Consider the following 15,312-nt stretch of genomic DNA (forward strand, 5'->3'; position numbering starts at 1 on the left):
ATAGCTGCTTGCGCTTGTGCATCAAGCGCTAGAGCCTGAGAAGGCTTGAAATCATTTCTTGCGCCTGCGGGGGGATGCCTTGGCCTGCGGGTTGTAGGCGATGGCGGCGTCCACCCAGTGCACCCATTGCGCGCGCGTGGCGTAGCCGGCGGGTTCGACCCAGAAGTAACCCGGCATGCCGCCGCGCGAATCCAGCTCGCGCACCGCGGGCTGCTCGGCGGTGGCGGCGTGATCCTGCGGAGGCAGGCGCACCAGCAGGTCTTCGCCCTTGACGGCCAGGCACAGCTTGCCGTCCACCATGAAGGCGTGGCAGCCGAACAGCGTGCGCTCTTCCACCGTGGCGTGCGCGCCCAGGCGCTCGGCCAGCGCGTCCTGCACCGCGCCGATGAGGCGCAGGGTTTCCGGAGCGATGGGGCGCGCGGGCATGGGGCCTAGCGAATCACGTCCGGCGCATCGCCGTCCAGCATGCGCCGGCCGATGATGACGCGCATGATCTCGTTCGTGCCTTCGAGGATCTGGTGCACGCGCGCGTCGCGCAGCAGCCGCTCCAGCGGGTATTCGCGGATGTAGCCGTAGCCGCCGTGCAACTGCAGCGCTTCGTTGACGATGTTGAATCCCGCATCGGTGGCGAAGCGCTTGGCCATCGCGCAATAGGTGGAGGCGTCGCGCGCGCCCGCGTCGAGCTTGGCTGCGGCCAGGCGCACCATCTGGCGCGCGGCGACGAGTTCGGTCGCCATGTCGGCCAGCTTGAACTGCAGCGCCTGGAAGCTCGCGATCGGCTTGCCGAACTGCTTGCGCTCCTGCATGTAGCGCTGTGCATGGCCCAGCGCGCCCTGGGCTGCGCCCACGGAACAGGTGGCGATGTTGATGCGCCCGCCGTCCAGCCCCTTCATCGCTATCTTGAAACCCTCGCCCTCGCGGCCCAGCAGGTGATTCGCGGGGATGCGCACGTTGTCGAAGCTGATCTGGCGCGTGGGCTGGCTGTTCCAGCCCATCTTTTCTTCCTTCTTTCCGTAGTGGATGCCCGCCGCGTCGGCGGGCACGGCGAAGGCGCTGATGCCGGCCGCGCCCGATTGGCCGTCGCCCGTGCGGGCCATGAGCACCAGCACGTCGGTCGCGCCCGCGCCGCTGATGAAGGCCTTGCCGCCGTTGATGACGTATTCGCCGCCCACCAATTCCGCGCGGGTTTTGATGGAAGCGGCGTCCGAGCCGCTGCCGGGTTCGGTCAGGCAGTAGCTGGCTAATTTTTGCCCGCTGGTGAGTGCCTCGCCCCATGTGGCGCGCACTTCGTCCTGGCCCCAGGTGCCCAGCATCCACGTCGCCATGTTGTGGATGGTGATGAAAGCCGTGGTGCTGGGATCGACGGCGGCCAGTTCCTCGAATACCAGCGTGGCGTCGAGCCGGGGCAGGGCGAGGCCGCCGATGCTCTCGGGCGCGTAGAGGCCGCAAAAGCCCAGTTCGCCCGCCTTGGCAATGGCTTCGCGCGGAAAGATGGCCTCGGCGTCCCACTGCGCGGCATGCGGCGCCAGCTCGGCCTGCGCGAACTGGCGGGCGGTGTCGGCAAAGGCGCGCTGGTCTTCGCTGAGTTCAAAGTCCATGGTGTCTCCTTATGGTTTTTCTCCGTGGTGCAGCCAGTGCGCCAGCGCCGCGCGCCGCGCCTCGGTCTGCGCCGTCAGGCACTCGTGGTACAGGCGCGGCCATTCGGGGCGCGATTCCGCCGCGCGCTGCGCCTGCTTGCAGTGCGTGATGCGCTCGCGCTGCCAGGCCGCGTGGTCCTGGCGCAGGGCGGGGCGCTCGTGGGCGGAGAGCGCGCGCATCACGTCGCCGTACAGGATCTGGATGGCCGTGTCGGCCTGCTGGTAGCTTTGCACGGCGCAGGCGCTCGTCTCCTCCACCGTGCCGCCGGGGCGGCAGGCGCTGCCCGCCTGCGCCCAGGCGGCGGGGCCGCCGAGGCACAGCAGGGCAAGGACGAGGGCCGCGCGCGTGCCGGTCACTTCAGGCTGATGGTGGTGTTCACGCCGTGGCCGGTGGTGCTGTCGTCGAACCAGCGCGCGGTGACGGTCTTGGTCTGCGTGTAGAACATCACCACCTGCTTGCCGTAGGGGCCCAGGTCGCCGAGCTTGGAGGCGCGGCTGCCGGTGAACGAGAACAGCGGCACGGGCACGGGGATCGGCACGTTGATGCCCACCTGGCCCACGTCGATGTCTTCCTGGAACCTGCGCGCCGCCGCGCCCGACTGCGTGAAGATGGCGGTGCCGTTGCCGTTGGGGTTGGCGTTGATGAACTCGATGGCCGCGTCGATGTCGTCGGCGGCCACCAGGCACAGCACGGGGCCGAAGATTTCCTGCTCGTAGATGCTCATGCCGGCCTTCACGCCAGAGAACACCGTGGGGCCGACGAAGTTGCCCTTCTCGTAGCCCGCCACCTGCGGCTTGCGGCCGTCCAGCTCCAGCGTGGCGCCGTCGGCGATGCCGCGCTCGATCAGCCCTTCCACGCGCGAGAGCGCGGCGCAGCTCACCAGCGGGCCCACGTCGGTGCCGGCCTCGGTGCCGCCGCTCACCTTGAGCGTCTTGGCCTTCTCGACCAGCTCGGGAATCCACTTCTGCGCCTCGCCCACCAGCACCGCCACCGACAGCGCCATGCAGCGCTGGCCCGCCGCGCCGAAGGCCGCGCCTGCCAGAGCGTTGAGGGTCTGCTCCTTGTTCGCGTCGGGCATCACGATGGCGTGGTTCTTCGCGCCCATCATGCATTGCACGCGCTTGCCGGCGAGGCTGGCGCGGTTGTACACATGGGTGCCGACCTTGGTGGAGCCCACGAAGCTGATCGCCTTGATGTCCGGGTGGTCGCAGATGGCGTTCACCGCGTCCTCGCCGCCATGGATCACGTTGAGCACGCCGGGGGGAATGCCGGCTTCGAGCGCCAGCTCGGCGAGGCGCATCGTCACCATGGGGTCTTGCTCGGAAGGCTTGAGCACGAAGGTATTGCCCGTGGCGATGGCCATCGGGAACATCCACAGCGGGATCATGGCCGGGAAGTTGAACGGCGTGATGCCCGCGCACACGCCCAGCGGCTGCAGCACGGTGTAGGTGTCCACGCCGTTGGCGACGTTGTTCGCCAGCTCGCCGAGCTGCAGGTTGCCGATGGCGCTGGCGTGCTCCACCACCTCCAGGCCGCGGAACACGTCGCCCTCGGCGTCGGGCAGGGTCTTGCCCTGTTCGGCCGTCAGCAGCGCGGCCAGCTCCTTCATGTTCTCGCGGATGAGCTGCTGCAGCTTCAGGAAGATGCGGGCGCGCGCGCCGATGGGCGTCTTCTTCCAGGTCTTGAAGGCTTCCTTGGCCGAGGCGACGGCGGCGTCGATCTCGTCGGGCGTGGCGAACGGCACGCGTGCCAGCACCTCCTGCGTGGCGGGGTTGACCACGTTGCGCCATTGCGTGGTCTTCGATTCGACCAGCTTGCCGCCGATCAGCAGCTTGACGGTGGGGGCCTGCACGGCGGTGGTGGAAGCGTCCATGGGTCTGTCTCCTGGAGAAGTGGAATGAATATAGCCATCGTATGTGTGCGAAATTCTTCATGCAATAGACAATCGCGCACTCCAGCTTTGCAAAATTGCACATTCGCCATGGATTGGGACAACCTGCGCTACTTCCTCGAACTGGCCCGCACCGGCACCCTGGCCGCCGCCGCGCGCCGCACGGGCGTGGAGCACACGACCGTGGCGCGCCGCATCCAGGCGCTGGAAAAGCAGATGGGCGCGCCCCTGTTCGCGCGCGAGGCGGCGGGCCACCGGCTCACCGAAGCCGGCCGCCACCTGCTGCCCGCCGTGGAGGCCATGGAGACCGCCGTGCTCGGCGTGGAGCGCGCCGCACCCGCCAACGCGGCCAGCAGCGGCCCCTCTGGCCTGGTGCGCGTGGGTGCCACCGAGGGCTTCGGCACGCTGATCCTGGCGCCCCACCTGGCGCGCCTCACGCAGCAGCATCCGCAGCTGTCCATCGACCTGCTGGCCGTGCCGCGCATGCTGCACCTGTCGCGGCGCGAGGCGGACATCGTCATCTCGCTGGAGCGGCCCAAGCGCGGCTCCGTCATCGTCACCCGGCTGGCCGACTACCGGCTGTGCCTGTACGGCCAGCGCGAATACCTGGCGCGCCTCCCCTGGTGGCGCGGCCCGAGGACCTGCGCCACCATGCCTTCATCAGCTACGTGGACGACCTGCTGTTCACCAAAGAGCTGCAGTTTCTCGACCAGCTGCACCAGCCCGAGCGCTTCGCGCTGCGCAGCACCAGCATCACCGCGCAGTACGAGGCCGTGCGCGCCGGCGCGGGCCTGGCTGTGCTGCCCGCCTTCCTGGCCGACCGCGACCCCATCCTGGCGCGCGTGCTGCCGCAGGAGGCGCGCTTCACCCGCACCTTCTGGATGAGCATGCCCGCCGAGGCCAAGCACCTCGCGCGCACGCAGGCGGTGTGGGGGTTTCTGAAGGAGGTGGGGCAGCGGGAGGCGCAGCGGTTGATGCCGGCGTGAGGCTTTTTATGATGGCGCGCCCCACTGCAAAGGAGACATGCATGGCTGCTGCGAAGCAATCCACCCTCAAGCGGGCGAGGAACCCGATGCCCCCGTTCGTGCGGGAGGCGCTGGACGGCGAGGGGCTGATGCCGGCCTACGAGGCCCGCCCGCCCTACCAGCGCAACGACTACCTGGGCTGGATCTCGCGCGCCAAGCTGGAAGCCACCCGGCACAAGCGCCTGCGGCAGATGCTGGACGAACTGCGCGGCGGAACGGCCTACATGAACATGGCCTGGTCGCCTGGCAAGCGGCCGCAGGGCTGAAGGCCCGGCGGCCTGCGCTCATATCCGTCCCATCAACAGCAGGATCAGCAGGATGACCACCACCAGCCCCAGGCCGCCCGACGGTCCATAGCCCCAGTTGCGGCTGTAGCCCCAGGTGGGCAGGGCGCCGACCAGGATAAGGATCAGGATGATCAGCAGGAGAAGCGAGATCGACATGGCGGTTCCCTCCAAGAGGCGGTGTTGACGATGTCTTGCATTCTTCGCAGGCCACCCGCACGCGCAGGACGGCAGGCGGCGCATGGCCGCGTCAGGGTTTTCCGACGCGGCCTGTGGGCGCGGCCGGCGCATGGGGCGGGACGGGTGCGCATGCGGGTAAAGCGCTTTTGTTTTCATAGCTGCCTGCGCTTGTTGGACGGGCGCTGCAAGGCATTTTCGCCATGAACTGCGCGGGGTGCGGCGCGGTGGCACACTCGGGCGCTACCCGCTTGCCCGCCCATGTCCATGCCGCCGCCTTCCTCCCCGTCTTCCGCCCCGCCACGCCGCGCGCTGCTCTGGCTGGTGGCGCTGGGCTTCTTCATGCAGACGCTGGACGCGACCATCGTCAACACCGCGCTGCCCGCCATGGCGCGCGACCTGCAGGAAAGCCCGCTGCAGATGCATTCGGTCATCGTGGCGTATTCGCTGGCCATGGCGGTGCTGATCCCGGCTTCGGGCTGGCTGGCGGACCGCTTCGGCACGCGGCGGGTGTTCATGTCGGCCATCGCGCTGTTCGTGCTCGGGTCGGTGCTGTGCGCGCTCTCGCCCACGCTGCCGCTGCTGGTGGGCGCGCGCGTGGTGCAGGGCCTGGGCGGGGCGCTGCTGCTGCCGGTGGGGCGGCTGGCGGTGCTGCGGGCGTTCCCGCGCGACGAGTTCATCCGGGCCATGAGCTTCGTGGCCATCCCGGGGCTGGTGGGGCCGCTGATCGGGCCCACGCTGGGCGGGTGGATGGTGGAGTACGCGTCCTGGCACTGGATCTTCTGGGTGAACGTGCCCGTGGGCGTGGTGGGGTTCGTGGCCGCGCGCCGTTTCATGGCCGGGGGCGACGCGCTGGCCGTGCGCGCGTTCGACGCGGTGGGCTACGGCCTGCTGGCCTTCGGCATGGCGGCGGTGTCGCTGGCCGTGGAGGGCATGGCCGGGGGCGGCGTGCGCGGCGCGTCGGCGCTGGTCATGCTGGTGTTCGGCCTGGCCAGCCTGGCGGCCTACTGGCTGCATGCTTTGCGCAGCGGCAACCCGCTGTTCGCGCCGGGGCTGTTCACCGTGCGCACGCTGCGCGTGGGGCTGCTGGGCAACCTGTTCTCGCGGCTGGGCAGCTCGTGCATGCCGTTCATGATCCCGCTGGTGCTGCAGGTGAGCCTGGGCTTCGCGCCCCTGCAGGCCGGGCTGATGATGCTGCCCACGGTGCTGGGCAGCATGGCGGTCAAGCCGCTGGTCACGCGCCTGGTGCGGCGCCACGGCTACCGCGAGGTGCTCGTGGCCAACACCTGCATGCTGGCGCTGCTGATCGCCAGCTTCGCCTTCCTCACGCCGGGGCAGCCACTGCCGCTGCTGGTGCTGCAGCTCGCGCTGTTCGGCAGCGTGAACTCGATGCAGTTCTCGGCCATGAACACGGTCACGCTCAAGGACCTGGACACGGTGCATGCCAGCAGCGGCAACAGCCTGCTGTCGATGGTGCAGATGCTCGCCATGGGCATGGGTGTGGCGGTGGCGGGCGCGGTGCTGGCGAGTTTCGAGGGCTACTTCAGCCAGGGCGAGACGCTCTGGGCTTTCCGCGCCACCTTCGCCTGCATGGGCGTGCTCACGCTGGCGGCCACGGCGCTGTTCCTGCAGCTGCCGCCGCACGAGCCGCCGCGCCCGCGCCCGCTGGGGCCTGAGGAGCAGAGCTGATCTGCTATGGTTAGCGTAGCTGCCAGCGCTTGATGGACGGGCGCCACAGCCTTTTTTCGCATAACAGATGTTCATCGCCATACCGCTCGAGAACAAGCCCACCTGGCGCTCGCCGCCGTGGATGACGGTGCTGCTCATCGCCGTGCAGTGCCTCATCTACTGGGGCTGGCAGGAAGGAGAGCAGGCGGCCGTGCAGCGCGCCGCGGCGCGCTACGCCGCCACGCCGCTGCCCCGGCTGGAGCTGCCGCCGTTCGTCGAGCACCTGCAGGCCAGGGCCCGGGGCGACCGGCGCGACGGGGCATTCGCCGAGGCCGCGCAGGGCCTGTACCGCAAGGGTGCCCATGCCGAGCTGTACCGCCTCATGTGGGACGAAGGCGCGTTCCGCAAGCGCCTGCTGGCCGGGGAGGTCATCCGCCCGGGCGACGAGGCCTATCCGCGCTGGAAGGCTGCGCGCGAGGCCTTCGCGCCGCAGGAGCCCGCGCCGTTCACCCAGCGCTGGGCCATGAGCTACGAAAGCGGCGCGGGGTGGCAGCCCGTGCAGGCGCTCACGTCCACCTTCCTGCACGGCAGCACGGGGCACCTGGTCGGCAACATGGTGTTCCTGTTCCTCTTCGGCTTCACGCTGGAGATGGCGCTGGGGGCCTGGGCCTACCTGGGCTTCTACCTGCTGGGGGGCGTGGGGGCGTCGTTCTTCGCGCTGGCGTTCTACGCCGGCATGGGCGGCTACGGTCTGGGGGCCTCGGGCGCGGTGTCGGCGCTGATGGGCATGTACGCGGTGATGTACCGCATGCGGCGCATCCGCTTCTTCTACATGGTGCTCTTCTACTTCAACTACGCGCGCTGGCCCGCGCTGGTCATGCTGCCGGTGTGGATGGCGTTCGAGCTGGTGCAGCACTTCGTGGGCGGGCGCGGCGTGGCCTACATGGCGCACTTCGGCGGGCTGCTGACGGGCGCGCTGTCCATGGCGCTCTACATGAGGCTGCGCCGCGTGGACGTGCCGGCGCAAGGCGCGGCGCCGGCGCAGCAGGCCGCATCCGTCCGGCCCCTGCAGGAGGCCATCGCCCGCGCCCGCCGCTACAGCGACGCGCTGGACTTCGAGCGCGCGGCGCCTGCATGGCGCGGCGCGGCCCGCCTGGCGCCGACGGACGCGCAAGGTGCTGTGCGCCTGGTTCGACAGCGCCCGCCACGCTCCCGGCAGCGACGACTTCCACGCCGCCGCGCGCCTCATCTTCAAGCTGCCGGCGCGCACCGAGGACGAGCGCCGCCTGCAGCACGCGAGCTTCGTCACCTACCGCGAGCGGGCCCGCCCCGGCGTGCGCATGAGCGCCGACACCATGCATGGCCTGGTGCGCTGCTTCGTGCGCCTGGGCGAGCTGGCGGACGCCGAGCGCCTGTGCCGCGCACTGGAGCCGCACCGCAGCCACCCGCAGTGGCCCGACACGCTGGCGCTGCTGGCCAACGGGCTGGCGCAGGCGGGTCGCATGGAGTCGGCCCGGGCCTGGCTGCCGGCCCTGCAGCGCGACGCGCCGCAGGAGGCGGTGACCCGGTGGCTGGCAGGCCGCGCAGCGCAATGAACAAAGGGGAAACGCATGCATGGACCTGATCCGCAGACCAGGCACCCCATGCAGCGCCTAGCGTTCAGGCCGCTGTGGCCGTGCTGCCGAGCTGCTCGCGCAGCACCCATGCGGCTTCCTGCGTGCAGGGGTGATCGGGGTAGCGGCCCTTCATGCGCATGAACACGCGCACGGCGCGCTCGGAGTCGTTCAACCCCTGCTGCAGGGCGCGCACGATCAGCTCCAGCGCCTCGGGGACGCGCCCGTCATCGGGGAACTGCTTCTCGAACCCCTGCAGCAAGGCCAGCACGTGGCGCGCCTGCTGGGCCTTCCAGGCGTGCCGGGCCAGGGCCAGCGTGGCGTCGGGCGCGGCGAGCTGGAAGCCCTTCGCGCGCTTGTAGCAGGACGTCCAGACCTCCAGCGCCTCGCCCGTGAGCTGCTGGCGCAGCAGCACGGGGATGAACTGCTGCGCATGGGTGGCGAGCGCGTCCGGCCGCTCGGCCACCTTGAGCACGCGGTGGTAGCGGCGGTGGTCGGCCAGGTCGTCGGCGCCGGTGCGCAGCCATTCGCGGGCGGTGGTGAGGGCCTCGTGCATGTCGCCGGCCTGCACCCACTGCAGCACCTGCGCGTCGCGCCGCCTGGCCTCGGCCGCGGCAGGGTCCTGCACCGGCGCGGCGGCGCCTTCGGGCGCGCGCACGGGGCTGATGTCGAGCGCGCGGTGGTGCTGGTACATCACGTAGCCGATCATCGCGGCCATGACCCAGGTGAAGTAGATGACGGCGAAGCCGATAGCCGGCACCACCACCGCACGCGGCACGATGGCCGCCAGCAGCCCGGCGGCCATCGGCATGCCCTGCATCAGCAGGAACAGGAAGAAGCACAGCAGCAGGTAGGACTTGCCGATGCCCGTGATCGTGCCCAGCAGCTCGAACGGGTTGATGGCCGCGCGCAGGCTGCAGGTGTTGATGAGCACCATCACCGTGGCGGGCAGCAGCAGGGAAGACACCACGTTGCCCAGCACGCCCAGGCGCAGGCTGACGTGCGCCAGCCAGCCGATCGCCAGGCCGTGGACGACCATCACGGCAAAGAGCTTCCACGGCAGCCACTTCCATTCGTCCTGCACCAGGTCGCTGCGGTAGTCGTCGCTATGGGTCACGCCCACCGAGGCCAGCGCCGCCACCTTGAAGGCATAGCGGCTTACCGCCAGCAGCAGGCCCAGCAGGACGAAGGGCGCGAACAGCCCGCCCAGCAGCAGCGCCAGGCAGGCCAGGGCCAGCAGGGCGGCGTAGAGCAGCGGCTCGAGCTGCAGCGGGAAGAGGAAGAAGCTATTGAGCCGCTGCCAGAAGGGCGGGATGTCCCAGCGGGCGGAGTCTTCGTCGTCGTCGTTGAGCGGGGCCGGACGGGGGGAGGGCATGGGTCGGGGTAACGGTTTGTGACATGCGACTATGCCTCATCCAGGTCGCCGCCCATGAACCCGCCGCTCTGGTGCGCCCACAGGCGCGCGTACACGCCGCCCTGCGCCAGCAGCTCGGCGTGCGTGCCTTGCTCCGCGATGCGCCCGTCGTCGAGCACGATCAGTCGGTCCATCGCGGCGATGGTGGACAGGCGGTGGGCGATGGCGATCACGGTCTTGCCGTGCATCAGGCTGTCCAGGCTGTGCTGGATGGCGGCCTCGACCTCGCTGTCCAGGGCGCTGGTGGCTTCGTCCAGCAGCAGGATGGGCGCGTCCTTCAGCATCACCCGCGCGATGGCCACGCGCTGGCGCTGGCCGCCCGAAAGCTTCACGCCGCGCTCGCCCACCTGGGCGTCGTAGCCGCTGCGGCCCTTGAGGTCGGTGAGCTGGGCGATGAAGTCCGCCGCCTCGGCCTTGTGTGCGGCGGCGCGCATCTGCTCCTCGGTGGCGTCGGGGCGGCCGTAGAGGATGTTGTCGCGCATGGAGCGGTGCAGCAGCGACGTGTCCTGCGTGACCATGCCGATGTTGCCGCGCAGGCTGTCCTGCGTCACGCCGCGGATGTCCTGCCCGTCGATGGCGATGCGCCCGCCCTGCACGTCGTGGAAGCGCAGCAGCAGGTTCACCAGCGTGGACTTGCCCGCGCCCGAGCGGCCGATGAGGCCGATGCGCTCGCCGGGGCGGATGGTGAGGTTCAGGTGGTCGATGACCTGCCGCCCGCCGTCCTTGTAGGCGAAGCTCACGTCCTCGAAGGCGATTTCGCCGCGCGGCACCTGCAGCGGCCGGGCATCGGGCGCATCCACGATGGTGCGCGGCCGGGTCAGCGTGACGATGCCGTCCTGGATCGTGCCCACGTTCTCGAACAGGCCCGTCATCTGCCACATCACCCAGTGCGAGTAGCCCATCAGGCGCAGAGCCATGGCCGTGACCGCCGCCACCACGCCGGGGCTGGCCTGGCCCTGCGACCACAGGGACAGCGCCGTGCCCGTGCTGCCCAGCAGCAGCAGCGTGATCATCAGGTGGTTGGCAATCTCGAACTGGCTCACCAGCCGCATCTGCGCATAGCCGGTGCTTTTGAAGGCCTCCATGGCGCTGCGCGCGTATTCGGCCTCGCGGCGCGTGTGGGCGAAGAGCTTGACGGTGGCGATGTTGGTGTAGGCGTCGGTCACGCGGCCGGTCATCATCGAACGCGCGTCGGCCTGCTCCTTGCCGATCTTGCCCAGGCGCGGCACGAAGTAGAAGCATGCCGCCACGTAGGCGGCCAGCCACAGGGCGAAGGGCAGCATCAGCCGCCACTCGAAGCTGGCCGCCAGCACCAGGATGCCGATCATGTAGACGCTCACGCCCACCAGCACGTCCACCACCAGGAACACCACTTCGCGCACCGACAGGGCGGTCTGCATGATCTTGGTGGTGATGCGGCCGGCGAACTCGTCGGCGTAGAACGACATGCTCTGGCCCAGCATCAGCCGGTGGAACACCCAGCGCAGCCGCATCGGGAAGTTGATGGCCAGCACCTGGTGCATGACCGAGGTGTGCAGCGCCAGCAGGCCGCCGCTGGCCAGCAGCACCGCCGCGATGCCCAGCGCGGTGGCGCGCTGCTCCTGCCAGAACTGCGCGGGCGAGACGGTGCCCAGCCAGTCCACCACGTGGCCCATGATGGCGAACAGCAGCGCCTCGTAGAGCGCCAGCAGCGCGGACGTCGCCGTGAGCAGCGCGATCCAGCCGCGCATGCCCTGCGTGCACGCCCACAGGAAGGCGAAGAAGCCCTTGGGCGGCGGCATGGGTTCGGCCGCGGGATAGGGCGGCACCTGCGCCTCGAAGAAACCGAAGAAACGAGATAGCACGGACAAAACTCCTTGTGCCGCCGATGGTAAGTACCTGGGCGCGCAGGGGTTGGCGTGGGGGCATCGGGGCGCGGGCGGCGGGCAAGTGTTGCGGCGGCGCCGCACCTTGCAGGCCGGCGCACGGTTTTCATGGCGGCATGCGCCCGGCACGCGCGCTGCCGGCCAATCGGGCGCGCAAATGCCGCTATGCTCTGCCCACACCCGACCGGGCATGATGCCCGGCTCCTCTCTTCTTCCCCCACATGACACCGCCCGCCGATTCGCGCCGTTCGCCGTGGCATTGGCTGCCCAGCCTGGCGATGGTGCTGGCGGGCTGCGTGGCGTGCTATGCGCTGTGGCAACAGCAGCGCACGTCGATGACGGCCATCGCGCAGGCGCGCTTCGAGCAGCAGGCGCGCTCGTTCGCGGAGGCCCTGCAGCGGCGCATGGAATCGCACGTGGACCTGCTGCACGGCATACGCGGCCTGCTCACCGTCAACCCGCAGCTGCGCCGCAGCGAGTTCGAGCGCGTGGCCAGCCAGCTGGAGCTGTCGCGCTACCACCCGAGCGTGAAGAACGTGAACTTCACGCGCTACGTACCCGGCCCCGAGCGCGAGGCGTTCGAGGCCCGGGCGCGTGCCGACGCGCACCTGGACGGCAGCATGCCCGGCGGCTTCGCCATCCACCCGCCCCGGCAGCGGCCGGAATACTTCGTGGTGGACTTCCTCTGGCCCCGGGAAGGCAACCCGGGCGTGGAAGGGCTGGACATCCATTCGCAGCCGGCCAACCTGGAGGCCATGTACCGGGCCCGCGACACCAGGGCGCTGGTGGCGTCGGCCCCGTTCGACCTGCACCAGGAGACGGAGCACCGCGCGGGCATCATCATCCGCGTGCCGGTGTTCGCGGCCGGTCCCGGCGCGGCGCCGCGCTTTCTCGGTGCGGTGGGAGTGAGCCTGCGGGTGTACGACGTGGTCCAGTCGCTGCGCGGCGAGGGCTACCTGCAGGGCCTGTCGCTGACGATGGCGGACGTCGGCCCGGCCGACGCGGCCCAGCCCGGCCCCGCCTATCCCCTGCTGACCGCCCAGGAGACACCCTGGTACACGGACATGCGCCGCGAGTCCGACGTGCAGGTGGGCGGGCGCCGCTGGCACCTGGAGTTCCAACCCACTGCCAGCTTCCTGTCGCCCTACGAAATGCAGCTGCCGGGCGTGCTCGCCTCCGGCGGGCTGCTGGTCACCGCGTTGCTGACGGCCCTGGTGGCTCTGCTGGTGCTGCGGCGCGCCCAGGCGCTGGACCACGTGAAGGTGGCCGACACGGCCCTGCGCGACAGCGAGGAGCGCTTCCGCGCCGTGTTCAACCAGGCCGCCGTGGGCATGGCCCAGGCGGACTCGCGCGGCGGACGGCTGGTGCGCGTGAACCAGAAGTTCTGCGACATCCTCGGCTACGAGGCGCAGGAACTGCAGCAGATGCGCCTGCAGGACTTCAGCCACCCCGAGGACCTGCAGGAGGGCCAGGCCCTCCTGGAGCGCATGCTGGCGGGAGAGATCTCCGAGTTCCACATGGAGAAGCGCTACCGCCACAAGGACGGGCACTTCGTCTGGGCGGACCTCACCGCGTCGCCGCTGCGCATCGACGGCGGGCGGGCCGGCTTCTACATCGCCGTGGTGCAGGACATCAGCGAGCGCAAGCAGATGGAGGATGCGCTGCGCGGCAGCGAGCACCACCTGCGCAACATCCTGAACCACATGCCCGCCGGGGTGAACCTGGTGCAGAACGGCGCCATCGTCTTCCGCAACGACCGCCACGTGCAGATCTGCGGCTACGGCGCCGAGGAGGCGCCCGACGTGGACACCTGGTGGCGCCTGGTCGTGCCCGACCCGCAGCAGCGCCAGCGCGCCCAGAGCGAATGGCGCACCGCCTGCGCGCAGGCGCAGGATGGCGAGGACGGCGCCATCCGTCCGGTGGAATGCGTGATCACCGCCAAGTCCGGCCAGACCCGCACCATCGAGCTGTCGGGCATGCGGCTGGGCGACAGCCATATCGTCACCATGGTGGACCTGAGCCAGCGCAAGGCCGCCGAGGAGGAAATCCGCTACCTGGCCTACTACGACCCGCTCACCGGCCTGCCCAACCGGCGCCTGCTGCTCGACCGCCTGCAGCAGGCCCTGGCCTTGAGCGCGCGGCACCAGCGCTGCGGCGCGGTGCTGATGCTGGACCTCGACCATTTCAAGACCATCAACGAGACCCAGGGCCACGAGATGGGCGACCGCCTGCTGCGCGAGGTGGCCGACCGCCTGCGCTGCTGCGCGGAGAAGGACGACACCCTGGCACGCCTGGGCGGCGACGAATTCGTGGTGGTGCTCACCGACCTCGACGGCAACCCGCAGGAGGCCGCGGCGCGCGCCGAGGAAGTGGGCACGAGGATCCTGGCCGCGCTGCGCGGCCCCTTCCAGCTCGACGGGGAGCAGCACCACACCACGCTGAGCGTGGGCATCACGCTGTTCCAGGGCCTGCGCGAGTCGGTGGACGAACTGCTCAAGCGCAGCGACCTGGCCATGTACGAGGCCAAGGCCGCCGGCCGCAACACGCTGCGCTTCTACGACCCGCAGATGCAGGCCGCGGTCGCGGCGCGCGTGGCGCTGGAAGCGGACATGCGCGCGGGCCTGGAGGGTGGCCAGTTCGAGCTGTTCTACCAGCCCAAGATGGTCCACGGCCGCATCATCGGGTCCGAAGGCCTGCTGCGCTGGCGCCATCCGGACAAGGGCTTCATCCCGCCGTCGCAGTTCATTCCGCTGGCCGAAGACTGCGGCCTCATCTTGCCGCTGGGCGAATGGGTGCTGGGCACGGCCTGCGAACGCCTGGCGCGGTGGAGCGCCCACCCGGTGCTGGGCCAGCTCACGCTGGCCGTGAACGTGAGCCCGCGCCAGTTCCACGAGCCGTCCTTCGTGCCCCAGGTGCTGGCCGCGCTGGCCGGCTCGGGCGCCGAGGCGCGCCGCCTGAAGCTGGAGCTGACCGAGGGCCTGCTGCTGCAGGACGTGGAGGACACCATCGCCAAGATGGTGCAGCTGCGCGGCTACGGCGTGGGCTTCTCGCTGGACGACTTCGGCACCGGCTACTCGTCGCTGGCCTACCTCAAGCGCCTGCCATTGCAGGAGCTCAAGATCGATCAGAGCTTCGTGCGCGACGTGCTCACCGACCCCAACGACGCCGCCATCGCCCGCACCATCGTCGCGCTGGGCACCAGCCTGGGCCTGCAGGTCACCGCCGAGGGCGTGGAGACCGAGGCGCAGCGCGTCTTCCTGGAGCGCAACGGCTGCCATGCCTGGCAGGGCTACTTGCTCAGCCCCCGCTCGCGGTCGCCGACTACGAGGCCCTGGTGCTGGAGCACGCGTCCCGTGCTTGAGATCTCCAAGACCCTGGGCCTGTTCCTCGCCACGGCGCTGGCCGAGATCGTCGGCTGCTACCTGCCATGGCTCTGGCTGCGCCAGGGCGCCAGCGCCTGGCTGCTGCTGCCTGCCGCCGCCAGCCTGGCCCTGTTCGCCTGGCTGCTCACGCTGCACCCGGCGGCCGCAGGGCGCGTGTATGCGGCCTACGGCGGCGTCTACGTGGCCGTGGCGCTGGCATGGCTTTGGGCGGTGGACGGCATTCGTCCCGGCCCGTGGGACTGGCTGGGCGTGGCCGTCACCTTGTGCGGCATGGCGATCATCGCCTTCGCTCCCCGCTGAAAAACTTCTGTTTTGATAGCTGCTTGCGCTTGATGGACAAGCGCTGGAGGCCGA

The 15,312-nt window shown here is 70.1% G+C and carries 10 protein-coding genes and 4 pseudogenes; 7 read left to right on the top strand and 7 right to left on the bottom strand.

The window, feature by feature from the left end:
- Positions 1–51: 51 nt before the first annotated feature.
- Genes AAG689_RS08270 through AAG689_RS08285 form a run of 4 tightly spaced genes read right to left on the bottom strand, consistent with a single transcriptional unit; the run spans position 52 to position 3,511 of the window.
- Complete coding sequence (locus AAG689_RS08270; protein ID WP_406625543.1) at positions 52–426, bottom strand: TfoX/Sxy family protein; 375 nt, start codon at positions 424–426, stop codon at positions 52–54.
- A 5-nt stretch (positions 427–431) separates the two neighbouring features.
- On the bottom strand, positions 432–1,598 hold the full coding sequence (locus AAG689_RS08275) for an acyl-CoA dehydrogenase family protein (protein ID WP_406625544.1): 1,167 nt from the start codon (positions 1,596–1,598) through the stop codon (positions 432–434).
- A 9-nt stretch (positions 1,599–1,607) separates the two neighbouring features.
- Positions 1,608–1,994 (bottom strand): lysozyme inhibitor LprI family protein, encoded by a 387-nt coding sequence (locus AAG689_RS08280; RefSeq protein WP_406625545.1) that lies wholly within the window; start codon positions 1,992–1,994, stop codon positions 1,608–1,610.
- Entirely contained in the window at positions 1,991–3,511 is a 1,521-nt protein-coding gene (locus AAG689_RS08285) for a CoA-acylating methylmalonate-semialdehyde dehydrogenase (RefSeq protein ID WP_406625546.1), read from the bottom strand. The genes AAG689_RS08280 and AAG689_RS08285 overlap by 4 nt, the downstream gene beginning before the upstream one ends.
- 108 nt (positions 3,512–3,619) lie before the next feature.
- Between AAG689_RS08285 and AAG689_RS08290 the strand changes: the two are divergent.
- The 3 genes and pseudogenes from AAG689_RS08290 to AAG689_RS08300 all read left to right on the top strand — a co-directional run.
- Positions 3,620–4,021 (top strand): annotated as a pseudogene (locus AAG689_RS08290) (LysR family transcriptional regulator); the annotation flags it as partial.
- 89 nt (positions 4,022–4,110) lie between these two features.
- Positions 4,111–4,515 carry a LysR substrate-binding domain-containing protein gene (locus tag AAG689_RS08295; RefSeq protein ID WP_406625547.1) on the top strand — a complete coding sequence of 135 codons (405 nt, stop codon included), beginning with the start codon at positions 4,111–4,113 and terminating at the stop codon, positions 4,513–4,515.
- 41 nt (positions 4,516–4,556) lie between these two features.
- Positions 4,557–4,820, top strand: a complete 264-nt coding sequence (locus AAG689_RS08300) for a YdeI/OmpD-associated family protein (protein WP_406625548.1) — start codon at positions 4,557–4,559, stop codon at positions 4,818–4,820.
- An 18-nt stretch (positions 4,821–4,838) separates the two neighbouring features.
- Here AAG689_RS08300 and AAG689_RS08305 read toward each other — a convergent pair whose 3' ends face one another.
- Positions 4,839–4,997, bottom strand: coding sequence for a DUF3309 family protein (locus AAG689_RS08305; RefSeq protein ID WP_406625549.1), 159 nt, complete (start codon positions 4,995–4,997; stop codon positions 4,839–4,841).
- 279 nt (positions 4,998–5,276) lie between these two features.
- Here AAG689_RS08305 and mdtD point away from each other — a divergent pair, with 279 nt between their 5' ends.
- Positions 5,277–6,704 carry a multidrug transporter subunit MdtD gene (gene mdtD / locus AAG689_RS08310; RefSeq protein WP_406625550.1) on the top strand — a complete coding sequence of 476 codons (1,428 nt, stop codon included), beginning with the start codon at positions 5,277–5,279 and terminating at the stop codon, positions 6,702–6,704.
- A gap of 67 nt (positions 6,705–6,771) precedes the next feature.
- A pseudogene (locus AAG689_RS08315) lies at positions 6,772–8,278 on the top strand (rhomboid family intramembrane serine protease).
- A gap of 64 nt (positions 8,279–8,342) precedes the next feature.
- Here AAG689_RS08315 and AAG689_RS08320 read toward each other — a convergent pair.
- Together AAG689_RS08320 and AAG689_RS08325 are read right to left on the bottom strand one after the other, a co-directional pair.
- Positions 8,343–9,671 carry a tetratricopeptide repeat protein gene (locus AAG689_RS08320; RefSeq protein ID WP_406625551.1) on the bottom strand — a complete coding sequence of 443 codons (1,329 nt, stop codon included), beginning with the start codon at positions 9,669–9,671 and terminating at the stop codon, positions 8,343–8,345.
- A 29-nt stretch (positions 9,672–9,700) separates the two neighbouring features.
- A complete protein-coding gene (locus AAG689_RS08325; protein WP_406626308.1) occupies positions 9,701–11,491 on the bottom strand; it encodes an ABC transporter ATP-binding protein in 1,791 nt (596 codons plus the stop codon).
- Positions 11,492–11,796: 305 nt separating this feature from the next.
- Here AAG689_RS08325 and AAG689_RS08330 point away from each other — a divergent pair.
- Together AAG689_RS08330 and AAG689_RS08335 are read left to right on the top strand one after the other, a co-directional pair.
- Positions 11,797–14,936, top strand: a pseudogene (locus AAG689_RS08330) (EAL domain-containing protein).
- A 13-nt stretch (positions 14,937–14,949) separates the two neighbouring features.
- Positions 14,950–15,258: pseudogene (locus tag AAG689_RS08335) on the top strand (YnfA family protein); the annotation flags it as partial.
- Positions 15,259–15,312: the final 54 nt, after the last annotated feature.

It is taken from the genome of Acidovorax sp. SDU_ACID1 (assembly GCF_045291395.1).
Lineage (GTDB): Bacteria > Pseudomonadota > Gammaproteobacteria > Burkholderiales > Burkholderiaceae_C > MR-S7.